This window comes from Fulvitalea axinellae (genome assembly GCF_036492835.1).
GTDB lineage: Bacteria > Bacteroidota > Bacteroidia > Cytophagales > Cyclobacteriaceae > Fulvitalea > Fulvitalea axinellae.
This window is the reverse complement of the sequence record NZ_AP025314.1, coordinates 3,435,872-3,459,735: the sequence shown is the minus strand read 5'-3', so window position 1 is coordinate 3,459,735 and position 23,864 is coordinate 3,435,872. Positions and strand designations below refer to the sequence as shown.

Genomic DNA, 23,864 nt, shown 5'->3' with positions numbered 1-23,864 from the left:
GGATTTTTGTTGCGAGTGACCTTTTTCGGCGGTATTTTGAGACTAATCGTAAAGAATACAGTATGCCTGCCGGTTTATCTTTATGTTATGCCGGCCACTAGCCGGAGTTTTCCATAACAAATGAAAATCGCTATGAGTATTTTTCGCGCGTTGGTTTTTACTGTTTTATTAGCCCTTTTTGCGGGCTGTTCCAAAGATGATGGGCCGTGGCAGTCCGTAGGTGATTCCCGTTTGGGGAATGCTTTTGTTGAAATGCGGGGAGATAATTTGGCAATAGGAACTGGAGAGATAAGCAGGGAATTCGCTTGGACGGAACGAGGTTTGGTTTCCGCTTCCGTATCAAGAGATGGCAATAAAGCCTGGGCGTCGGAAGAACCATTGCCGGTCTTTGGTCACCCGACTTGGGCAGACGCCGAAAATCCGGCCGTATTGAAAAGCGTCTCCGTAGAGAAGAGTGACGATGAGGGTTTTACGTCAAGGCATTTGGAATTAGTCGTGGAGACGGAATATCCGAAGTTGGGTTTGTTGGCGAAATATAAGGTTTGGGCCTATCCGAACACGCCGGGGCTACGGACGCAATTGTGGTTTAAGCTTTTGCCCGGAACCAAACTTTCCGAAAACGCTCTGGACGGAGTGGTTGCGGAAGCCGTGGCCGTGGGCAAGGGTTCCGCCGAGTGGAAGGCCGTAGGTTATTACAACGATACGCAACACCGGAATATGGCCGAAACAGAAATTTTGAGGGAAGAGAATTCCAACGGAGAAGCGGATTGGGCTAGCGTGTATATCGGCAAAAGAGGCAATGAAGGTTTAGCTTTGGTGAAGGAAAGCCACAAATGCGTAAACCAGCAAGGCGTAAATACGGGAGTGTTCGCCGTTGTGGATGGAACGTTACAAAGTACGGGAGTGGCGTTAACGGCCAAAAACCTGAACGATTTTGAATACAGACAAGCTTGGGCAAACTGGATTGTCCTTTTCGAGGGCGGAGAGGCCGAGGAGGCCTTGGCGATTAAACGTTTTGACAGAGCGAGATATCCGGTAGACGCCGAGCGCGATATTTACATAATGGCCAATACGTGGGGTAGCGGTTCTTCGGGCGAAATCAGCAAGTACGCTTCGCGCCAAGAGAATATCTTCAGGGAAATCGATTCGCAGAAAGATTTGGGAATCGATGTTCAGCAAATCGATGACGGTTGGCAAGGGAAAGGATACGGCAAATGGCGTCCGGTCAGAAAGCTTGAAAGCAAAGTTGTGGGGGCGTACGACGTTTTTCCGAAAGGCTGGGAACCTACTCGCCAGTATTACAAAACCAACGGGATCCGTCCCGGGCTTTGGGCCGCGTGGTCTATTCCGCTTGAAGATCTGAAATGGAATTACGACAAAGGAGGGTTCTTGTACTACAAGCTGGATTTTGCCAAATTATATAATTATGAGACTCTGGACGGTTTTATTTCCAAAGTCAGGAATTTCATAAAATACACTAAGCACAATGTGCGCGTAAACTGGGATGTGACTGAAAATCCGCCGAGGATCGGTTACTTCTACGGTCGCGAATACGGAAATATCTATCTTGAAAACCGTAAGCCGCAGAATCCGCCGAACGTGCTTTATCATCCGTACCTCGTGTTGCGTGACGCTTGGCAGACTTCGAAATACCTGAACCTGAACAAATACCAAATCAGTGTTCAGAATATCGATAGGGTGAACAGGGAACTGAGCGACGCGTATTTGCACAATCATCCGTACAGTGTGGCGCTGACGCTGATGGGAAGCCCGATTTTCTTCCAAGAAACTCATCGTTATACGGACAAAGCCCGTGACGAGATCCGTAAATTGCTGGCCGAATACAAATTGCACCGCAAAGAGATGTATGACGGCTACGTTTTCCCTGTCGGAGCGAAGCCGGATAATAGCTCTTGGACCGGTTTCCAAAACTATTTGCCATCTGATGACCGTGGTTATTTGACCATTTTCCGTGAGTTGAACAATGAAAACCGGAACGGGAAAATCAAACTGAACTTTCTTGGCGGAAAGAAAATCAAGATTACGGATTTGATAAAGAAAACCTCAAGGGAAGTGACTGTGGGAAAAGATGGCGCCGTGGATTTCGAGATCGCAGACAAAGCAGGTTTCCTTTTCTGCGAGTATGAAGTGATCTGATTTTCAGGAATTATTTCAAAAAAAGCATTAGCGAGAGCTGATTTTACCAACCAAGAAGTTCGGCGTTGCGGGCTTCTTGGTTTTGTGGTTTTGCCGAAAGGCGTTGTCGATTGTTGAACCGAAACATAGGGAGAATGAAGAAGGCGATATTGTTTGGGATGATTTTTTTTCTGTACGCAACCTCGGCTATGGCGGAGGAAAGGGCGTACCGCTTCCGGACGTTCACATCCGATAACGGCTTGGCTGAAGACCATGTCACCAGCATTACCCAAGGAAAAAACGGCGTGATGTGGTTCGGAACACGAAGCGGACTCAGTCGTTTTGACGGTTTTGAATTCAAAAATTTCAGACATGATCCGGCCGATAGCGCGTCGTTGCGCGGCAATTTTATCCGCAAAGTGTTATGCGATAAGGACGGTCGGGTTTGGGTTTTGGATTGGGCCGGTTTGGAGCTGTATCGCCCCGAAAGCGGAGATTTCCAGAGAATAAACTTGGGTGAATGCTCCAAGAGTGGGATAAACTCCATGGAAGTTGGCGATGGTGGTTTGTGGTTCGGTACAGGAAAGGGCATTTTCTTTTTTGATACTAAAAAAATGAAGTTTGCCGGGCAAGCGCTGAGACATTCGGCTATAAGGATCTTGACAGGAAACTCTAAAGGAGACTTGTGGGCAGTTAGCGAAATCGGGATTTTAAGGCGCGATGCTGGCAAAAACGGTTGGAAATCCATAACAAGGTTGCCTATCCAAAAACAATATGTTTTCGCTTACGCTGACGAACAAGGCGATTTTTGGCTTTCCGACAAAGAGACCGGTGCGTTTTTATATGAAAGGAAAACCGGCGAATGGAAAAGATTCGGTGTCGCCGAGGGTTTGGGGCACGAGTTTGTAAATGGATTTGCCACGCCTGATCCCGAGCGTCCGCATGAAGTGTGGATGACAACCGGCGGTGGAGGAATCGCCAAAATCGATAAGCGGACCGGGGAAGTCAGTACGCTCCGTTCGTCCTATCCGTTTACCGTAAACCTTAAGACTGACCAGACTTCCAGCATATACGCAAACGGAAGAGGCTTGCTTTGGGTGGGATTGACCGATGGTGGTATTTGCGTTACGGATCTTAAGCGCCCGGCTTTCCGTTCTCTGTTTTTCAATCCTTTTGATTTTTCTTCAGGACTTCGCCACCGGATTGTCCGTGCGATTTCCACTTCCCCCGAAGGGGAGAAAGTCTGGCTAGGAACGGATGGTGGAGGTCTTTCCGAATACGATCTTTCTACGGGAAAATTCAGGCATTTTGATGAGAAAGACGGTCTTTCCGGTGATAAAATCGGGGTGCTTTTTAATGATTTTGATGGAAAAGTCTGGTGTGGCGCTTTTCAGAACGGGTTGACGGAATTTGATTCTGAAACTGGGAATTCCAAGGTGTTTATGTTCGATCGGGAAGATGAACAGAGCCTGAGCGCCAATACCGTTCTGAAAATAAGGAGGGGAAAACACGGACACCTATGGCTGGGTACAGTTGGAGGGTTGGATTTTATTCCCAAAGGGAAAAATGAAATTACCCGTATGTCCGGCTTTATTGGGGGGGCAAATGTCAATGATTTTATTTTTGAGAATGACAGTCTGCTTTTGGTTGGTACGGGAAACGGAATTTATCGTTTAGTACTTGATTCTCTTGGGTTGCCGGTACTTTCTACTCGGTTGAAAAACGTGCCGTCTGTTTCGATTTACGCAATGGAAAAAGCGGGCGATTCGGAAGAAATCCTTTTGGCGACAAATAAAGGGCTTTGGCTTTTGGGAGACGGAGAGCCGAAACATTGGTCGGTAAAAGACGGCTTACCGGGCGATGATATAAAAAGTATAGTTTGGGGAGCTGGCAAAGCTTGGCTTGGGACAAACGACGGATTGGTGTCGCTGGATGTGAAGACGGGACAGATAGTGCGTTACGGAAAGCAAGACGGCTTGCCGTCACGGCAGTTTACGCCTAGGGCTACCCACCGGGACGCTCGCGGTTGGCTGTACTTCGGAACGGTGGACGGGTTACTTTATTTTGATCCGAGCAAAATAGTTCCGAGAGAAAAGTCTCATAATATTTTCCTTTCGGAATTTGAGGCCGGTGGCCGTTCGTGGTTATCCGAATTGGCCGATTTTCAGGAGAGTACATCGCCTGTTGAGATTCCTTTCGGTAAGGACGGGTTCAGTATGCGGATAGTAGCGCCTGATTTTTCGGGTAGCGGGCGTTTTGTCAGATATAGGCTCAAAGGATTTGACGAAGATTGGCGGCAGGTCGCTAATCCAGCCAAGTTAAGATATATAAACGTTCCGCCGGGTTCCTACCTTTTCGAGGCGGAAATGAAGAGCGGATCAGGGCGTTTTACATTCCGGGTAGATATTCTGCCTCCGTGGTGGCAAACCGGGATCTTCCGATTCCTTGTTTTCGTCGTTCTTTGCGGGCTTCTGTATGCTGTTTACAGCTTCCTTTTGGGACGGGTCAAACTCAAAGGAGAACTGAAACTTAGAGCGATGGAGCTTAAAAATGCTGAAGAAGTTCATAAGGCGAAAATGGATTTGTTCACGAACGTTTCGCATGAGTTCAAAACGCCGTTGAGTCTCATTATGGGTGTGGCCGAAGAGGGGCTGGATTTGAACAAAGAGCTGGACCGGACGGCTGTTTTCGGCAGGGTGAACAGAAATGCGAAACGTTTACTCGCTCTCGTCGAGCAGTTGCTCGATTTCCGGAAAGCCGAAGAAGGTATGTTACGAATGAACAGGCGTACGGTTGATGTCGTGGATCTGCTCAGGCAATGGTCGGGCGGTTTTGGGCCGAGAGCCGAAAGCAAAGGAGTTAGCCTTTCGTTTCGTCCAGAAACCAATGAATTCAGAATGGCCGTTGACGAACGAAAATTGGAGAAAATATTCCTAAACCTGATGTCCAACGCTTTGAAAGCGACAAACTCGGGCGGAAAGATTCTTGTCACCTGTGGCCAGTCGGATGACGGTTGGTTCGTTAAAGTTTCCGACGACGGAAAAGGTCTCACGGTAAGCGATATTAAGCGTGTTTTCAGAAAGTACGAACAGTCCGATGATTCGGAGAAAGGGACAGGTCTTGGGCTTCCTTTGGTGCGTAGTTTGGTAGAATTGCATGGCGGTGAAATATCCGTGAAAAGTGAGGGTCTAGGCAAGGGAAGCGAGTTTACGGTGATGTTGCCTTGTGTTGGTGAAGAGCCTGCGCAAACTCCGGAAGTCTCAGCTGAACCGAATCCAGAGGCGAAAATACTTGTTGCTGAGGATGATCGGGAGATGCGCGCGTTCCTGTTGGAGATTCTTGACGGATTTGATCTGGTAATGGCCGAAAACGGAAACGAAGCTTGGGAATTGGCTTTGGAACAGGTGCCGGATCTGATAATCAGTGATGTTATGATGCCGAATGGTGGCGGTTTGGAGTTCTGCCGAAAGGTCCGGGCTGATGAAAGGCTTTCGCATATCCCGTTCTTTTTCCTGTCCGCCAAAGGAGGGGAAACGGCTCGTTTGGAAGGCTTGTCCGCAAAGGCTGATGATTATATCGAGAAGCCTTTTTCTCCGGAAGAATTAAGGAAGAAAGTATGGAACGCCGTCAGTCGTCAAGCTGTAGCGGGCCGTTTTAGGGAAAGTCTCAATACGGAAGATCTCGGCGAAGATGTGGTGTCCAGAGACAAAGATTTTCTGGACAAACTCTTAAAAGAAATAGGGGACAGGCTTTCGGATGAAACGCTCAGTGTGGAAAATCTGGGAAAAGTGATGGGGATGAGCCGGGCGCAACTCTACAGAAAAGTAAAAGCCCTGACGGGAATGACGCCACTGGAACTGATCCGATCCAAAAGAATGGAAAAAGCCGTATGGTTACTCATCCGTACCGATTGGCGCATCAGCGAAATTTCTGACGAGTTGGGATTCAATGCGCCCGCCACTTTCGGCCGGAGCTTTGTGCAAATCTACGGCATGTCGCCGTCGCAATACCGTAAAGAGCGTCAGGTTTTAGGCGATGAGTTGGAGTAAAAGAGATAAAGGAGGGATGCTAAAAACCTCCTTTTCCCACAATTAGTCGTTGTACTGGCTCATGGTTCTGGCGATTCCCGCAGTGCAGAAACCGTCGATCATTTTTGCCGAACGGTCGATAAGCAAAGGGAGTCCCGCTTTCTCGTCCTCGGAGAATTCACCCAATACAAAATCGATTTGTTTGCCTTTGCTGAAGTCGTCACCGATTCCGAAACGCAAGCGGGCGTAGTCTTGTCCGCCGGTTAGTTGCTCAATATTTTTGAGGCCGTTGTGACCGGCGCTGGAGCCTTTCGCCCTCATTCTCAACTTTCCGAACGGAATGGCCAAGTCGTCGACAATCACCAAAACGTTGGATTTCTGGATCTTAAGAACACTCATCCAGTGGCGAACGGCTTTTCCGCTGAGGTTCATAAAAGTGGTGGGCTTGATCATGTGGATCGAACGGCCCTTGTATTTGTATTCGCACTTGAAGGCGTACCTTTCCGCGCTCCATTCAAGTCCTTTCTCTTTGGCTATGGCGTCGACGGTCATAAAACCGACGTTGTGTCTTGTTTCTTCGTACTCCGGCCCGATATTGCCCAGGCCTACAATAAGGTGTTTCATTTGTATGACTTTTTCGGAAGGAAACCGGGTTCCTTTCCAGATTCGGCCGAAAATAGAAAAATCCTACCGTAAACGGTAGGATTTTGTTTATGTCTTCGAAAAAGGAGTCGCTTACGCTTCTTCCTCTTCGCCACCTTCGTTCATCTTGCTTCTCAGTGCTCTTGGGATAGACACTGTAGCTACAGATACTTGTGGGTTGTTCAGGATTTCGTATCCTTCAGTCTCGATCTCGCTTACACGAGTAGATTTTCCGAGCTCAAGAGCGCTTACGTCAACCTTGATGCTTGAAGGCATGTTGGCTGGCAACGCTTTAACTGAAAGTTTACGAACGTTAGTAACCAATTTACCACCAACAGATACGCCAGGAGCAGTACCAACCAACTCAACAGGAATTTCCATTTTCTTGATGACTTTTGTCTCGTCGAGCAACAAGAAGTCAGCGTGGAGCAACATTTCGCTCACTGGGTGGAATTGGGCGTCCTGGAGGATAGCTTTGTACTCAGCTCCTTCGATGTTCAAGTTTACGAAGTAAGCGTTTGGAGTGTAAATCAGCTCGCGGAACAAGATCATTGGAGCAGAGAAGTGAATTTGCTCTGATCCACCGTACAATACGCAAGGTACTTGCGCTTCGCGACGGAGTTCTTTAGCTGTTTTTTTGCCGAGATTTGCTCTTTTAAACCCTATAATCTCTACAGTTTCCATAATGGTATTATAATAAATATATCAATAAGAAAGCGGAGAAAATCCCCGCTTATATAATTCTAATGTCTTGTGCCTGCCAGTGATTAACGACCGCCGCCTTTGATGAACAGCGAGCTGATAGACTCGTTGTCATGCAACTTGCGGATCGCTTTTGCAAACAGTTCGCCAACTGAAAGCGCTTTGATCTTCGTAGTCTCTTTTCTAAGCGGAATAGTGTCGGTTACGATCAACTCTTCCAACTCCGAAGCCTCAATGTTTTCGTAAGCGTTACCCGAAAGTACCGGGTGAGTACACACGGCTCTTACGCTCTTGGCTCCTTTTTCTTTCAAAATAGAAGCCGCTTTGCAGAGCGTTCCGCCAGTGTCGATGATGTCGTCCACAAGGATAACATCCTTGTCCGTTACGTCACCGATTACCTGCATGGAAGCCACCTCGTTGGCGCGTTTACGATGTTTGTCGCAAATTACCATGTCGGCGTTAAAGAACTGGGCAAAATTACGGGCCCGCTTCGTACCTCCCACGTCAGGGGACGCAAAGATAATATTTTCCAGCTTAAGATTTCTCAAGTAAGGAATAAAAATGTACGAACCGTCCATGTGGTCTACTGGAATATCAAAGAAACCTTGGATCTGTCCAGCGTGCAAGTCGCAAGTCATCATGCGGTCGGCTCCGGCTGCCATAATAATATTGGCGGTCAGCTTGGCTCCGATCGGAACACGAGGCTTGTCTTTGCGGTCTTGGCGAGCGTAGCCGAAGTAAGGTATCACAACCGTAATGTGCTTTGCGCTGGCCCTTTTACAAGCGTCTACCATCAGGAGAAGTTCCATCAGGTTGTCGGCAGGTGCGAAGGTAGCCTGGACAAGATAAACGTCGCAACCGCGGACTGAGTCGTGGAAAATCGGGTTGATTTCCCCATCGCTAAACTTTTGGATTTCTACGTTGCCCAAAGTAGTTCCGTAACAGTGCGCGATTTCCTCGGCCAGATATTGCGAGTTGGTGCCTGAAAATATTTTTACAGCAGACATAATTGAGTTTGGTGTACTTAGGATTATCCCATAAAACAAATACCCGCCAAAGTCATATCGACCTTGACGGGTATTATATTGTCATCCGTACGGGAATCGAACCCGTGAAGCCAGAATTTCGGAGCGCTCCGACAGCGCCCGGATGTCTTCTCGCGCCGGTTGTATCTCGGGCGAAGAGTAAGATTGTATAAACGTATCTTTTTTGTGTCTCACTTTGGTGTTTTTCCAAGTCGGAATTCGTGCGCAAAGGTATGAAATCTTTTTTGTAAAAGCATCCTTAGGTTTTCAAAACCTTAACGGCGGACGTTCTGTTTCACCTCTTTTTCATATGTCTGTATTAAGTTAGTGTGTCCGCAGGGTAAAGTTCGTACGGTGACGTTGCTGGGGATTCTGGCCCTGATTTTTGACTCGGGTATCACATTGTCTCTACTCGCCAAAATTATGCCGACCCCAGGATGGGCCAAAGCGCTTTCGAGAGCCTTTTTCGAGAGAAAGATACGGCTGAGCGAGATCCATGTGCGGTATAGTTTTTTGCGCTGGGCGGAGGTCGTTATTTGGGATAATGCGAAGCGTGTCAAAGTTCGGGGGAGCGCCCCGGTTTTGGAAATGGCCTGAATAAGTCTCGGAAGTATATCCGAATCGCCCGTTAGCGATTTGAATAAGAGTTTTCCGACTGAAGTTCTGCAGGCGAGAGAATACGTGAAGGATTTTAATATCCCGTCAGGAGCGAGAAATGTCGCCTTTTCTATTCTTTCGGGTATTTTGTGAAGAATGGAAAAAGCAAGTCGGCAACCGATGCTGAACGCCAAGAGGCTGAACTGGCCTACTTTTTCCTGTGATAGTAGCTTTTGGAACATCTCGATCCATTCGTTTTCTGAGACCGGTGGGGCGAGGGGTGTTTTCGATGTGCCGTGGTGAAACAGCCAAACGGATAAAACGCGTGTGTCCGGGTAAATTTTTTCAAAATTCCTGAACACTTCCGGAAATTGTCCGTAACCATGGAAAGTGATTAGTGTGGACGGTCCTTTTCCGTACGCTTCATAAGCCAATTGGAAGGGGCGCTCTTGGATTGTTCCGTTTACGTACATGCGCCTAAAATAGACAAATGCTTAGTTTGGTGAAATAAATTCCCGGGAAGTTTGTTTAATAAATAAATCGACAGTTTCTTTGCGGAGGCTTTTTTGTGTCAAGGCCATTTATCTATTCGACGAAGTCTTGTTTTCGGCTTCGGATTATTTCTGGTAAAAACTTTGGAAACGGGGAGAGTTTTCGAGGTTTTGGAAAAATATCACAACATTCAACAAGATGTAGCGTTAGTGCTTAGGGTTGGGAAACTTTAGAAACGAGTAAAGTTTTCCGAGTTTCAAGGCTGTCATTCCCGTTTTGCCCAAGTTGTTTTGGGCTAATCTTATGGGTTGTGAAAGCTCGCTGATTGACGGGATACGGACATACATTATCAAAGATATATGGATACCAAAATGCGGATTGTGAGGGCGGCGGCAGAGCTGTACTTGCGTTTCGGGCTCAGATCTGTGACTATGGATCAGGTGGCGGGAAGTCTGGCGATTTCCAAGAAGACTTTGTACGAACTGTTTTCGACAAAGGAGAAGCTGATCATGGAGGCCATGACGCTTTACATCGAGGAGGACAAGTGTCAGATCGACTACCTTTTCGACAAATCCAGCGACGCCGTGCAGTTGATGGCCTTGTTGGCCAATGATATTAAAGAACGCTTTAGCCGAATCAACCCGGTGATGATTTCGGACCTGCAAAGGTATTACCATCAGCTTTGGGAAGAGTTGATGAGCTTTCAGGACGAATATGTAGAGAAAATGTCCAAGGTCTTGGATTGGGGCAAGGAGGAAGGTCTTTTCCGTGAGGAGGTAGATTCTGTAACGCTAGCCCTTCTGTTGCACAAAGAGATTGAAATGAGTTTTGATGTCGAAGTTATCGACCCTGTCAAATTTTCCGTCCAGGATGTACAGATGCAATTTTTGTCGCATTATATCCACGGGCTTGTAACGGAGAAGGGCAGAGTGTTGCTAGAGAAATACAATAAAGAGGGACTAAAATGAACGTAAAAAAACGCTTGCTATCTTTTGCTGCGGCATTGAGCTTGGGAGTCTTCCTTGGCGGAAGTGCTCTGGCGCAGGATAAGATGACCCTGCAACAATGCGTCGATTATGCGCTAAAACACCACGCGGAAGTTCAGAACGCCGATGTGGATGTGAGGATTGCCAAGGCGAAAGTGGGGGAGACGCGCGCCATTGGTTTGCCTCAAATCAACGCGCAGGCGACTTGGAACAACAACCTGAGTTTGCGGAAAACGCAGATGCCGAACGTTGAGGGCTCTCCGTTCTACGATCCGAACGCGGGCGAAATGCTTGAATTCGCTTTCGGAACCAAGTTCGACGGGGCGCTGGGTGCGGAACTGTCGCAGTTGCTCTTTGACGGGTCCTATATCGTGGGCCTTCAGGCTTCGAGCACTTATCAGGAATTGGCCAAGAGGCAATCTGTCAAAACCAAAATTGACAGGGTTGACGCCGTCAAAAGGGCTTACTTCCTAGTGTTGGTGAACGGAAAGCGCAAAACGCTTTTCGACTCTAACCTTGAGCGACTGGAGAAATTGCTCAATGAGACGGACCATATGTGGAAGCAGGGCTTTGCCGAAAAAATTGACGTGGACAGAATCCGGGTCAATTACAATAACGTAAAAGCTCAGCGCGACCAGTTTGTCAGAGTGCATAGTCTCAGTCAGTTGGCGCTGAAATTCCAGATGGGATATCCGTTGGACGGAGACTTGGCCTTGGTCGAAAGGTTGGAAGACTATGACTTGACCCTTCCTTCCGGTTCGCAAGGCAATTTTGACAACAGGATTGAGAAGCAACTTCTGGATGTCAATATTAAGCTGGCAAAGCTTAATATCAGGCAATATCAGGTTCAGTACCTGCCTACGCTGAGCTTCATCGGCTCAGTGGGTTACAATACTAACGCCGACCAAACCAGCGAGTTTTTCAACTTCAAACAAGGTTGGTTAGACTATTCATTGGTGGGGCTAAGGGTTAACGTTCCGATTTTTGACGGTTTGTCAAAACATTACAAAATCCGTCAAGCCAGAATGGAGAAGCTCAAATACGAGCAACAGCGCAAGATGTTGAGACAAAGCTTTAACGTCGAGTATTCGCAGGCGCTGAATGACCTGAAAACCGCTTTGGATATGCTTCAGGTACAAGAGCAGAACCGTGAGTTGGCGAACGAGGTGTTTCGTGTGACGAAGATGAAGTTTCAGGAAGGCATAGGCTCAAACCAAGAGCTTGTGGACGCCGACAACTCGCTAACCGAAGCGCAGACTAACTACTTCACGGCTTTGTATGACGCCTTGGTAGCTAAAGTGGCCTTGGCCAAAGCAACGGGAAGTCTTTACGGCGCTCCCTGATACCCCCAGACGATATTAGACTTAGGAAAAGAAACCTTCAATTCAGATGAAAAAAATATTTTATCGTTCCGTGTTGTTGGCGGTGGCTGTGAGCTTCATGGCTTGCCAAAGCGACGACGTGTCGAAGAAAAAAGCCGAGTGGAAAGAGAAAACTCAGGCGATGAAAACTATCAAGGAGGAACTCAAGTCTATTGAGGCCGCGCTTGATACGCTCGATCCGACATGGAGGGGCGAGACTAAGAAAAACGAGCTTTTGGTGGAGCTCATGACCGTTAACCCAACGGGATTCCAGCATAAGATTGAAGTGCGCGGTACAGTGAAGTCGCGTAAAAACGTGGATGTTTCATCCGAGTCCATGGGGCGTCTGGAGAGTTTGGGCGTGATCGAGGGGCAGAAAGTTTCACAAGGCCAATTGCTTGGCCGTATAGATTCCCGCGCCATCCGTAACCAGATTTCTGAAGTGGAGACGCAAATGGAGCTGGCCAAGAAGGTGTACGAGAAGAGAAAAGCGCTTTGGGACCAGAATATCGGAAGCGAAATCCAATATTTGGAAGCGAAAAACAATTTCGAATCACTGGAAGCGAAATTGGGAACTTTGAAAACCCAGCTTTCTTTTACCCAAATCCGTGCGCCGTTTGCCGGTACTGTAGACAAAGTTTACGTGAGAAAAGGCCAAATGATGGCTTCCGGCACTCCGGCTTTCCGTTTGATCAGTCTTCGTGACATGTATGTGGAAGGCGAAGTTTCGGAGCAATATGTCGGGAAGTTTAAGGAAGGTGAGTCTGTGATGTTGAAATTCCCCGCTTTGGAAGCGTCGCTTGACACGAAGATTTCCGCAGTAGGAAAAGTGATCGACCCAACTGGGCGAACTTTCGTTTTGGAAACGCGTTTGCCTGACGGAAATAGTGAGTTGAGGCCTAACCTTACCGCTATCATGAACCTGACGGACCTTAACGTGGAAGGCGGATTTGTTGTGCCTACCCGCGTGGTGCAGAAGGACAACAAAGGCGACTATATATACGTGGTGGCTAAGGAAAAAGGCAAAAACGTGGCTCGCAAACGCAGAGTTGAAGTGGCCAGCGATTACAAAGGGAAAACCCTGTTGTCTAAAGGGCTTGTCAACGGTGATCAGGTAATCGTGGAAGGTTACCGTCAGGCTACGCCGGGCGTAGAAGTCAAAGCCATCAAGTGACAGGGAAAGGATTCCCTGAGTTCTAACATCCAACCTTCATGAACTGATGGAAGAAGTTTTGAAAGAAAAAGAACCAAAAATAGAAGGGGACGGCAAAAGCAAGAAAATGCTGAAAGAGTTTGGCTTGACCAGCTTGGCCTTGAGAAACAGCGCTACGGTGTATGTCGTTACGCTTTTGATCGTGGTTTTCGGCGTTATCTCTTATGTCACGCTTCCGAAAGAGAACTTTCCCGAGCTGGACATCCCCAAAGCTTACGTAGGTACGGCATATCCCGGAAACTCCCCGGCGGATATGGAAAACTTGGTTACCAGACCGATCGAGCGCTATGTGAAGCTTGAGAAAGGTGTGGACAAGATCACTTCCGTGTCGATTGACGGTTATTCGGCCATTACGGTTGATTTTGAGACCGATGTGACTAAGGAAGAGGCCCGTGACCGCGTGAAAAACGCTGTGGACAAAGCCAAGGTGGATCTGCCCAAAGATTTGCCTGCTGACCCAGACGTGCAAGAGATTGATATGTCGGCCTTGCCGATTCTTAATGTCAGCTTTTCCGGACCTTATACTAAGGACAAGCTACGGGATTTCGCGAAAATCCTGAAAGATGAGGTGGAGCGTTTCCCTGAGATTTCGAAAGGGGAAATCAAAGGTGTTGACGACCGGGAGGTGCATATCAACATCGATCCTTACAAGATGGAAGCTCGTGAAGTTAGCTTTAACGACATAGAGCAAGCCATCCAGTCCGAGAACATGAACATGTCGGCTGGTGACATTATCAAGGACGGGATTCGTCGTTCGGTACGTGTGGCCGGCGAATACGCTGACCCGACCTTGATGGCTGATGTCGTGGTGAAACGCGAGAAAGGCAAACCGGTTTATATCCGAGATATCGGTACGGTGGATTATACGTACGTGGATCAGGAGTCGTACGCCAAGGTGAACGCAAATGAGGTGGTGACGCTTGATGTTGTGAAACGGGGCGGAAAAAACCTGTTGATCGCTACGGAGAAAGTCAACAACCTCTTGAAGGAATTGAAGGGGAGTGTTTTTCCAAAAGATCTTGAAATCGCCGTTACCGGTGACCAATCGACTATAACTCGGGAAAACGTCAGCAACCTTGAGAACAACATCATCTCTGGTGTAATCCTGGTTGTGTTGGTGCTTCTGTTCTTCCTGAATACTCGTAACGCGCTCTTTGTCGGTGTGGCTATTCCGCTTTCCATGTTGATGTCATTCCTGATTCTTTCTGTTTTTGGAATCAATATTAACATGATGGTGCTCTTCGCCTTGATTATGGCTTTGGGTATGCTTGTGGACAACGGTATTGTGGTGGTTGAAAACGTTTACCGCTTGATGGAAGAAGGTTACAAGCCGATGGACGCCGCCAAATATGGTGTGGGCGAAGTGGCTTGGCCGATTATTTCCTCTACCGCAACTACGCTTGCTGCGTTTATTCCTTTGGCCTTATGGCCGGGAATGATGGGCGAGTTTATGAAATACTTGCCGATCACTTTGATGATCACGCTTTCGTGTTCGCTCTTTGTGGCTTTGGTGGTGAACCCTGTCTTGATTATGCACTTTATGGAAGTGCGTGACGGTAAGCCTGAGCCTGTTAAGCGCAAAGTATTGGTTTTGGCTTTGGCTCTTATAGTGGCTGGCGGTTTGTTGATCGCTGGCGGGGTTAATGTTTTCGGAAACCTGTTTGGGGTTGGCGGTGCTTTGATTTTGCTGGACGCTTATGTGTTGAACAGAGGTTCTTACACTTTCCAGACCAGGCTGTTGCCGATTATCGAAGGTTATTACGAGCGTACGCTCAAATTTGCGTTACGTAAGCCTTTCCTCTTCTTCGGAGGTGCATTGGGGCTTTTGATTTTGACATTCAACCTGTATTTCGGTGTTTTCCCTCCCAAAGTGTTGTATTTTCCGGAGACTAACCCGGCGCAGGCGATGGTTTATATCGAATATCCAATTGGAGCGGATATCGAGAAAACTATCAAGCTGACAAATGAGCTGGAAGGCAAGGTGATGAAGGTGATCGAGCCTTATCGCCATATGGTGAAATCAGTGGTGACCAGTGCGGGCACTAGCTCGGGAGATCCGCAGACTGAAGCCGTAAGTACGGGTTCTACACCTCATAAGGGACGTATTATTGTCAACTTCGAGGAGTTTAAACGTAGAAACGGTATTAGCACTAGCGCTGTTTTGGACTCGATCCGTACCGTAACGACGGGCTACGCTGGCGTGAGTGTGACCGCTGACAAAAACAGTGACGGACCTCCGGCCGGTAAGCCGATTCAGCTTGAGATTTCTGGCCGTGATTTGGCTACTTTGGTAGATGTCAGCGAACGCTTCATTACGTTTATCAATAATTCTGGTATTCAGGGAATTGAGCAGTTGAAGTCTGACCTTGAGGTTGGCAAGCCGGAATACCTTGTTAATGTTGACCGAGAGAAAGCCCGTTTTTATGGACTTTCGACAGCTCAGGTTGGTGAGGAACTTAGAACTTCTCTTTTCGGTAAGAAAGTGTCTACCTTTAAGGAGGATATCGATGATTGGGATGTCAAATTACGTTTGGCGGAGCCATACCGATACGATGTGGAGGCGCTCAAAAACCGTCTGATTACGTTCCAAAACAAGCAAGGAAAGATTATTCAGGTGCCTGTGTCATCTGTGGCTGATTTCAAGCTGAGTTCGACTTACGGTTCTATCCGCAGAAAAGACCAAAAGCGGATGGTGACAATATCTTCGAACGTGCTGAACGGATACAATGCCAACGAGATCAATATGCAGATCCAGGAAGCTTTGGAACGCTTTGATATACCTCAAGGTTACAAAGTTGAGTTTGGCGGTGAGCAGGAGAAGCAAAAAGAGGAAATGGCTTTCTTGAGTCAAGCCCTGCTTCTGGCGGTGTTCATGATTTTCTTGATCATTGTCGCTCAGTTTAACCAAGTTACCACGCCGTTTATCATCATGACGTCGGTGCTCTTCAGTACAATCGGGGTTTTCCTCGGTTTGATGGTCTTCAAGATGGACTTTATCGTGATTATGACCATGCTGGGAATCATCTCGCTGGCGGGTATCGTGGTGAACAACGCCATCGTGTTGCTTGACTACACCAACTTGCTGAAAGATCGTCTTAGGGCCAAGCTTGGAGAAGGAGAGGAATTGACGGTGGAGATGGTGCGTGAGCAGATCGTGAAGGCCGGTAAAACGCGTTTGCGTCCTGTATTGCTTACCGCTATAACAACCGTCTTGGGACTTATTCCGCTGGCGGTGGGAATCAACATCGACTTCCTCAACTACTTGAGCCATTTCGATTTTGCTTTCTATATCGGTGGGGATAACGTAGTGTTCTGGGGGCCAATGTCTTGGACGATTATTTTCGGCTTGACGTTCGCTACTTTCCTGACGCTTGTGATTGTTCCGGTAATGTACCTTTTGGTAGAAAAAGGAAAGAAATTTGTCGGAGTGAAACTCTGACCCGTTTTTTTCGGTATAAAGAACTATGTGTTGAAAATCCGGCTTCGCGTCGGATTTTCTTTTTTGCCCTTTTCGCGTTTTATTTGAGGGCTTTAGTATAATGTGACTTGTGTTCGGACCGTTTTATATGGAGACTGGACAATTAGCCAAAAGAAAAGACCCGCCTTTATGGTTACAAAAATCATCTTCAGATTCCTGATTACATTGGTTTTAATGATAGGAGTTGACATTTACTTTTATCAAGCGGCCAAAGTGGTGATAGACAAGTATTTTCCAAAGTTCCGAAAACCGCTGATATCCGGACATTGGGGCTTTACGGTGTTGATGTACGCTACGGTAGCGTTGTTGGCTCTCAGCGTTTCTGGGTGGTTGGATGTGCCGAGGCATTTCTTTACTTATCCGTTGCTTATAATCTTCGGGATGTACCTTTCCCGTTTGCTGGGTTCGGTTGTTGTCTTGTTTGACGATATCAGGCGGGGCGTTGTGTGGCTTTTTGGGAAATTCTCTGGTTCTAAAACGGACGCAAAAAAGCCGGATGAGGACGAAGTCCCGATTATGAGCGGAAGAAAGATCAGCCGTTCTGAATTTCTTTCTACTACGGCCTTGGCTGTGGCGGCGGTTCCGGTATCCGCTATGTCTTTCGGAATTATTTCCGGAGCGCATGATTATAGAGTGAGAAGGGTTAAAGTGCCGTTGAAAAATCTTCCGAAAGAGTTTCACGGAATCCGTTTCGCTCAGCTTTCCGATATTCACACAGGTTCTTTCTTTAACAAAACGGCCGTTAAAGGCGGTGTGGAAATGCTTCTGTCCGAAAAGCCGGACGCAGTTTTCTTTACCGGCGACTTGGTGAACAACGAGACGAAAGAGGTTAATGAATACTTCGATGTGTTCGAGAAAGTTAAGGCGCCTTTGGGTGTTTATTCCACTTTGGGAAACCACGATTACGGAGATTACCGTGTGTGGGCGAACAAGAAAGCGAAAGAGAAAAACTTGGCCGATATGCACGAGGCGCACCGCCGTTTGGGGTGGAATCTTTTGCTGGATGAAAACCGTGCCCTAAAAGTTGACGGCAAGTCCATCGGTTTGGTCGGTGTTGAAAACTGGGGAGCTGGCCGCTTCGCAAAATACGGAAACCTTCAGAATGCGATAAAAGGAACGGAAGACTATCCGGTTAAGGTATTGCTTTCGCACGATCCGAGTCATTGGGACCATCAAGTTTTGCCGGATTCCGATATTGACCTGATGTTTGCCGGCCATACGCACGGCTTCCAGTTTGGTATAGAAATCGGCGCTTTTAAATGGAGTCCGGCGCAGTACCGATATAAGCAATGGGCCGGTTTGTATGAGAAAGACAATCGTTTCTTGTACGTGAACCGCGGGTTCGGTTATCTCGGATTTCCGGGTAGGGTGGGTATGCCTCCGGAGATTACGATTACCGAATTAGTAAAAGCATAAAATCCGATTTTTGATATAAAATCGGTGCAAATAGAAAAGGCTCCGCAATATTGCGGAGCCTTTTGTCTTCTTATACTTTCTCAGAAAATGCTGATCAAGCTTAGATTCCTTCCTTACGGAATCTGAAGGCTTTCATCATTTTGTGATAGATCTCGTTGTTTTCGTAAGTTCCCATAAACTCTTCGGAACCTGGGCCGAAAGCGAATACCGGAACCATAACGGCCGTGTGGCTCGGGGAAGTAAACCTACCCACGATTTCGCTTTTTTCCATACTGCCGTAAGGGACTGAATATCCGCCAGTTTCATGGTCAGCAGTCACGATCACGAGCGTGTTGCCGTCTTTGGCGGCGAATTCAAGAACAGCCCCTAAGGTTTTGTCGAAATCAAGAACCTCTTCGGTTATCATGCTGGTGTTGTTGGCGTGTCCGCCCCAGTCCACTTGCGAGCCCTCAACCATCAGGAAGAAGCCTTTTTTGTTTTGCGAAAGCACGTCAATGGCTTTCTTGGTGGCGGTTTCAAGCATTTCGCCACGCTCAGTGAACCTTGGCATGTGGTCGTCGGCCAGAAGTCCGGCGATTTTTTGCCCCTTTGCGTTCGCAAGGTCGGAGGTCTTGTTTATTACGGTAAAGCCCTTGTCTTTGAGCTCTTGCTCAAGGTTACGGCCGTCTTTACGGTCTACAAACTCTTTGCGTCCGCCACCGATAAACAAATCGACATCACTTTTCACAAAATCCGCGGCGATAGCCTCGTACATGTTTCTGTGCTCTTGGTGAGCGATGAAAGCGGCCGGAGTCGCGTGCGTGATTTTCGAAGTGGCTACAACGCCTGTAGAAAGCCCTCTTTTCTCAGCGGTTTCGAGGATTGTCTCTTTAGGCTGTTTGTTTTTGTCAACACCGATAGCGTGGTTGTAAGTCTTTTCTCCGATAGAGAAAGCCGTCGCGCCCGCGGCCGAGTCCGTAACAAAGCGGTCAGAGCTGGCTGTTTTGGAAAAACCCGTAACAGGCATCTGCTCGATATAAGCCTTGTTGTGGTTGGCGGCGATAGCGGTGAAAAACTGGGTTGTCCCCGTTCCGTCCGACACCATCAGGATTACGTTCTTGGCGCGTTTCTTAACGTTGCCTTTGAACTTGATTTCCTTCACCTCGTGATGATACTTGGTGTTGGTGTAAATGTCCTCGTTGGCCTGGAAAACCTTGTCGGGATCCGAGGCTACGGGATAAGAAAATTTGGACTTTTTTTGCGCCATACCTGTACTGCAGGCGAGGGCAAAAGTGAGGACACCTAGCGTTAATGTTCTCATTTTTTTCATCGTACAACAAAATTTTGGTTGCGTAAAAAATACGGCCTAATTTAGAGATTTCCCTTTAATATCCGCAACGGGGAAATGGTTTTAATTTTAATAAATGATGACTTGTTTTATTGTAAAGTCGCTAATGCCTTGAATTGCGGAGTGATAGGGGTGCTTGAGGCTCTTACCTTGATGTGGCGCTTCTTAGATAATGCTTTGATTAAAAAATTGGAATGCCGACTAAGGAAAAGATATTGTTTGTCGTAAACCCCGTAGCGGGGACGAAAAACAAAGATGATTTCTCCTCTTGGGTTGAGACGCATCTGGGGAGCAAAGGTCTTGTTTACGAAATCCGTTATACGGAAAGGCGTGGCCACGCCGTTGAATTGGTGAACGAGGCTTTGGAGCAAAAAATCCGTTATATAGTGGCCGTAGGAGGTGACGGAACGGTAAATGAAGTGGCCAGGGGAATGGTAAACGCCGATGCCGCCATGGGCGTAATCCCGATGGGTTCCGGCAACGGCTTGGCCAGAAGCTTGGGTATTCCTTTGAAAATATCCGATGCCATTGCGCGTGTTTCGGAGCTTAACGAGCGGACAATCGACGCCGGCTACATAAATGGCGAAATGTTTCTCTGCACTGCCGGAGTTGGGTTTGACGCCCATATCGGCAAGTGTTTCGAATTTGCCGAAGGGCGTGGTTTGAGTACTTATGTAAGAGAAGGGTTGAAAGAATTCGCGAAATACAAACCATTGTCTTATCGGATAGAATCCGATGGGAAATCGGTGGAGCGGGAAGCGTTTGCGTTGACCTTTGCCAATGCGCCACAGTACGGCAATAACGCTTATATCTCGCCAAACGCCGACATGTCGGACGGTTTGCTTGATATGTGCCTTGTCGAGCCGTTTACGATGGTTGAGGCTCTAGTGTTGGTTACGGAACTGTTTACCAAAAATATTCACAGAAACGAGCGTGTGCGTATCACCCGAGTGAAAGAGGTCAAGGTCCTTTCGCCCGAATCGGATTGCTTTCATGTCGATGGCGAATATAGGCCTTTGGAAGGCGGGGAAATTAACGTTCGCGTGTCGGAAGGTGCGCTGAAAGTGTTGGTTTAAGAGAAAAGAGGGGATGGCATTGTACGCGGTACTTGATATTGAGACTACGGGAGGAAACACCCAAGGGGAAAGGATTACGGAAATCGCAGTTTTTTTGCATGACGGCGAAAACGTGATTGACGAGTTCCACACATTGGTCAATCCGGAGCGTTCCATTCCTCCGTTTATTTCCAATCTTACGGGGATTACGAATGATATGGTTAAGTCCTCGCCCAGGTTTTTTGAAGTGGCCAAACGTTTGGTCGAAATCACGGAAGGCGCTACCGTAGTGGCTCATAATGCCGCTTTTGATTATAATTTTATTCGCAGGGAATTCCGTGAGTTGGGTTTTGAGTTTAAGCGGAAAACACTCTGTACGGTTAAGATGAGCAGAAAACTTATTCCTGGCGAACCTTCCTACAGCTTGGGGAAGCTTACGAAATCTTTGGGAATACCGCTCGACAATCATCACCGAGCGAAAGCCGATGCCTATGCTACTGTAAAACTCTTCGAGTTACTTTTGGCGACCGACAAGGAGAAATCCGTATTGGAAGACAAAAGCTTGGTGCTACATCCGGCTCTTTCCAGAGAGACTTTGTCCGATTTGCCGGAGGAGGCTGGCGTTTATTTTTTTTATGATGAACACGGTAACGTGATCTACGTCGGAAAAAGCGTGAACGTCCGTCAGCGGGTGTTTAGCCATTTCTACAGCAACAAAACCAAGCGGGCCATAGAAATGCGCCAGAGCGTGGCCGATATTGATTGTGTGGTAACGGGAAGCGAGCTGGTGGCGTTGTTGAGGGAATCGCACGAGATAAAAACACTGCGTCCAAAGTATAACCGGGCCCAGCGTCGTCAGGCGTATCCTTACGGCGTGTATGCGTCTTATGACATGGACGGTTATGTCCGCTTCAAAATAGGCAGAAACATCAAAGGGGAGCTTCCTGTGGCCACTTTCGCATCTTCGGACGCGGCCAAGAATACTATGTTCAAAATGGTCGAGGATTATTCCCTTTGCCAAAAGCTATGCGGGCTTTACGATACCAAGAACGCTTGCTTCGGACGGACCCTTAAGCAATGCGCCGGCGCATGTGTGGGCGAAGAGCTTCCGGATGCGTACAACCTCCGTGCGCAGGCCGTAATCGACAAATTTTCCTTCAGTGGCGAAAGCTTTATTATTTTGGATAAAGGCCGTGTTTTGGGGGAGCGTAGCGTTGTGGTAGTGGAAAACGGAAGGTACTTGGGGTTTGGCTTCGTGCCGGTAGAGGATGCGATTGAATCGCCGGAAGAGTTTAAGACCTACATAAATACTTACGCGGACAACAAAGACATTAGACAAATCCTCAAAAGCTTCCTTTCGCATAAAAAGCCCGAAAGAATCATCAAATACGACGAAGGCTGATGCCTCTGGTTTCTGGATAATTGTTTTCAGTTCCCATTTCTTACAAAAGGAGAAAACGGCGCCTTATTTTTTCGGAACGGATATTGGTTAGGCAAGATTACCTTTTCACTAAAAACAAAAAGCGTATGACTGCTTCAATTATACTAGCTGTTACTATTGTTGCTTCGTTGGTTGGAACCGTGATTGAGTTTTTTCGGTATTACGAAGAAAAAATGCATTGAGAAAAAATTCTTCGGAAATTGTCCGACAAAGAAAAAGCCTTGTCCAAATATTGGACAAGGCTTTTTCTTTGTCGAGATGGCAGGATTCGAACCTGCGACCCCTTGCACCCCATGCAAGTACGCTACCGGACTGCGCTACACCTCGAGGTATGGCGGAGAGTGGGGGATTCGAACCCCCGGTACCCGGGAAGGGTACGGCAGTTTAGCAAACTACTGGTTTCAGCCACTCACCCAACTCTCCTGAAATTCTTATCGATAAAATTTGTCGGGGCGGCAGGATTCGAACCTGCGACCCTCTGGTCCCAAACCAGATACGCTACCGGACTGCGCTACGCCCCGAAAGTGGCGGAGAGTGGGGGATTCGAACCCCCGGTACCCGGGAAGGGTACGGCAGTTTAGCAAACTACTGGTTTCAGCCACTCACCCAACTCTCCATCTGTTTGTCGTTTTTCGCAACCGTTGTCCCGAAAAGCGATGCAAACATAACAGAAGATTTTCAACTTGCCAAACCTTCTGCATGAAAAAAATGCGCCTGTTTTTGTCCTCAGGGGCGTTTCGGGCCAATAATCGGTTAATTAGTAACGCTTTAACCCGAGGTGATTTTTTCTGTGTCGAAGAAGTTTTTTTCTTTGGCACAAAACCATCCCCACAGTCATGCCAGTGTCGGCTGAAAATCGTGCGGTGTAGGAAATAGTCAAAGTTTTTTCCTATTTTCAGGGTTATTTTCCCATTGGGAGTGGTTTTTCCGCTTTGTAGGGAAATGGGTTGTAGGATAAATCGAACAAGGGTATCAGGATGAGCTGGACTGAATCGTTTGGAATTACCGAGATCGTTTTTACGTCGGTTTTTGTCTTGGCCTACGCCGCCTTTATCTGGCGGACGGTAGACGCCGCGCGGAAACTCAATGCGCCTTTTTATAAACTTGCGATCAAACTCGTATTGCGTTCGCTATACTTCGGGCTGATGCTTGTGGCTCTGTTGGGGCCTTCTTTCGGCAAAATAGGCAAAGAGGTCAAGGCCACGGGCAAGGATATCTTTTTCGCCGTAGACCTTTCGGGATCTATGAACGCTACCGATGTGTCACCGTCGCGGTTGAAACGCGTGAAGTACGAGCTAAAGAATATTGTCGATCAATTTTCCACGGACCGTATCGGCCTGATTATTTTCTCTTCCGAGGCTTTTGTGCAGTGCCCCATGACTTACGACAGATCGGCGTTATATCTTTATATAGAAAGCCTTAACACCGGTTTGGTGCCTGATGCGGGAACCGACTTCGGCCCGCCTCTTAGAATCGCGTTGGACAAGATGCTGACCGAAGACGAACCGAAGGCCGCCGAAAAGTCGAAGATCATTATATTGGTCAGCGACGGAGAGGACCACGGCGAGGCGACCGCTTCGGTTGCCGGCGAAGTGAAGGAAAAGGGCTTGGTGCTGTTTGCCATGGGCGTGGGTACGGAAAAAGGAAGCCGTCTGCGTTCCGGCCGACGGGGGTACATTCTGAATGAATTCGGACAACCGGTAGTTTCGAAACTCGATCCGAAATCATTGCGTGAGCTGGCGTCTTCCACAGGCGGGAAATACTACGAGATTAGCGATAAGCGTGACGACACCAAAAAGATGATTGCCGACATCAAGAAGATTAAAGGCAATGTCCGCGACACCACCAAGCGTGACGTGGCCGACAATAAATACTATTATTTCTTGGCCTTGGCTCTGTTCCTGATGGCCGTTGACGCTTTGATAAGTATCAGAACAATCAAGATCTGATACAAAAACAACCTTT

15 protein-coding genes and 4 tRNA genes are annotated in these 23,864 nt (G+C 47.7%); 10 read left to right on the top strand and 9 right to left on the bottom strand.

Annotated features, from left to right (window positions below; genetic code table 11):
- Positions 1-132 precede the first annotated feature (132 nt).
- Entirely contained in the window at positions 133-2,157 is a 2,025-nt protein-coding gene (locus AABK39_RS12970; RefSeq protein WP_338391771.1) for an alpha-amylase family protein, read from the top strand.
- Between the two features lie 134 nt (positions 2,158-2,291).
- Positions 2,292-6,185: a hybrid sensor histidine kinase/response regulator transcription factor gene (locus AABK39_RS12965; protein ID WP_338391770.1), complete on the top strand. Its 3,894-nt coding sequence runs from the start codon at positions 2,292-2,294 to the stop codon at positions 6,183-6,185.
- A 42-nt stretch (positions 6,186-6,227) separates the two neighbouring features.
- On the opposite strand, the gene pth is transcribed toward AABK39_RS12965, so the two are convergent.
- The 4 genes from pth to AABK39_RS12945 form a co-directional block, all read right to left on the bottom strand.
- On the bottom strand, positions 6,228-6,788 hold the full coding sequence (pth, locus tag AABK39_RS12960) for an aminoacyl-tRNA hydrolase (RefSeq protein WP_338391769.1): 561 nt from the start codon (positions 6,786-6,788) through the stop codon (positions 6,228-6,230).
- A gap of 111 nt (positions 6,789-6,899) precedes the next feature.
- A complete protein-coding gene (locus AABK39_RS12955) occupies positions 6,900-7,490 on the bottom strand; it encodes a 50S ribosomal protein L25/general stress protein Ctc (protein ID WP_338391768.1) in 591 nt (196 codons plus the stop codon).
- Between the two features lie 83 nt (positions 7,491-7,573).
- Complete coding sequence (locus AABK39_RS12950; RefSeq protein WP_338391767.1) at positions 7,574-8,515, bottom strand: ribose-phosphate pyrophosphokinase; 942 nt, start codon at positions 8,513-8,515, stop codon at positions 7,574-7,576.
- Positions 8,516-8,808: 293 nt separating this feature from the next.
- Complete coding sequence (locus AABK39_RS12945; protein WP_338391766.1) at positions 8,809-9,603, bottom strand: alpha/beta fold hydrolase; 795 nt, start codon at positions 9,601-9,603, stop codon at positions 8,809-8,811.
- A gap of 378 nt (positions 9,604-9,981) precedes the next feature.
- Between AABK39_RS12945 and AABK39_RS12940 the strand changes: the two genes are divergently transcribed.
- The 5 genes from AABK39_RS12940 (at position 9,982) to AABK39_RS12920 (ending at position 18,076) form a co-directional block, all read left to right on the top strand.
- Positions 9,982-10,590 (top strand): TetR/AcrR family transcriptional regulator, encoded by a 609-nt coding sequence (locus AABK39_RS12940; RefSeq protein WP_338391765.1) that lies wholly within the window; start codon positions 9,982-9,984, stop codon positions 10,588-10,590.
- A complete protein-coding gene (locus AABK39_RS12935) occupies positions 10,587-11,951 on the top strand; it encodes a TolC family protein (protein ID WP_338391764.1) in 1,365 nt (454 codons plus the stop codon). The genes AABK39_RS12940 and AABK39_RS12935 overlap by 4 nt, the downstream gene beginning before the upstream one ends.
- A gap of 46 nt (positions 11,952-11,997) precedes the next feature.
- Entirely contained in the window at positions 11,998-13,143 is a 1,146-nt protein-coding gene (locus tag AABK39_RS12930) for an efflux RND transporter periplasmic adaptor subunit (RefSeq protein ID WP_338391763.1), read from the top strand.
- 46 nt (positions 13,144-13,189) lie between these two features.
- The gene (locus AABK39_RS12925; RefSeq protein ID WP_338391762.1) at positions 13,190-16,621 is read left to right on the top strand and encodes an efflux RND transporter permease subunit; all 3,432 of its coding nucleotides are present in this window, start codon (positions 13,190-13,192) and stop codon (positions 16,619-16,621) included.
- A 168-nt stretch (positions 16,622-16,789) separates the two neighbouring features.
- Complete coding sequence (locus tag AABK39_RS12920; RefSeq protein WP_338391761.1) at positions 16,790-18,076, top strand: metallophosphoesterase; 1,287 nt, start codon at positions 16,790-16,792, stop codon at positions 18,074-18,076.
- A 100-nt stretch (positions 18,077-18,176) separates the two neighbouring features.
- On the opposite strand, the gene AABK39_RS12915 is transcribed toward AABK39_RS12920, so the two are convergent.
- Positions 18,177-19,376, bottom strand: coding sequence for an alkaline phosphatase (locus AABK39_RS12915; protein WP_338391760.1), 1,200 nt, complete (start codon positions 19,374-19,376; stop codon positions 18,177-18,179).
- Positions 19,377-19,597: 221 nt separating this feature from the next.
- Here AABK39_RS12915 and AABK39_RS12910 point away from each other — a divergent pair, with 221 nt between their 5' ends.
- Positions 19,598-20,479, top strand: a complete 882-nt coding sequence (locus tag AABK39_RS12910; protein ID WP_338391759.1) for a diacylglycerol/lipid kinase family protein — start codon at positions 19,598-19,600, stop codon at positions 20,477-20,479.
- Between the two features lie 13 nt (positions 20,480-20,492).
- Positions 20,493-21,860, top strand: a complete 1,368-nt coding sequence (locus AABK39_RS12905) for a 3'-5' exonuclease family protein (RefSeq protein ID WP_338391758.1) — start codon at positions 20,493-20,495, stop codon at positions 21,858-21,860.
- Positions 21,861-22,152: 292 nt separating this feature from the next.
- Here AABK39_RS12905 and AABK39_RS12900 read toward each other — a convergent pair.
- The 4 genes from AABK39_RS12900 to AABK39_RS12885 all read right to left on the bottom strand — a co-directional run bounded on the left by AABK39_RS12900 (position 22,153) and on the right by AABK39_RS12885 (position 22,515).
- Positions 22,153-22,226, bottom strand: a tRNA-Pro gene (locus AABK39_RS12900).
- A gap of 5 nt (positions 22,227-22,231) precedes the next feature.
- Positions 22,232-22,322: transfer RNA gene (locus tag AABK39_RS12895), tRNA-Ser, on the bottom strand.
- A 24-nt stretch (positions 22,323-22,346) separates the two neighbouring features.
- Positions 22,347-22,420: transfer RNA gene (locus AABK39_RS12890), tRNA-Pro, on the bottom strand.
- A 4-nt stretch (positions 22,421-22,424) separates the two neighbouring features.
- Positions 22,425-22,515: transfer RNA gene (locus AABK39_RS12885), tRNA-Ser, on the bottom strand.
- A gap of 361 nt (positions 22,516-22,876) precedes the next feature.
- Here AABK39_RS12885 and AABK39_RS12880 point away from each other — a divergent pair.
- Complete coding sequence (locus AABK39_RS12880) at positions 22,877-23,848, top strand: vWA domain-containing protein (protein WP_338391757.1); 972 nt, start codon at positions 22,877-22,879, stop codon at positions 23,846-23,848.
- Positions 23,849-23,864: the final 16 nt, after the last annotated feature.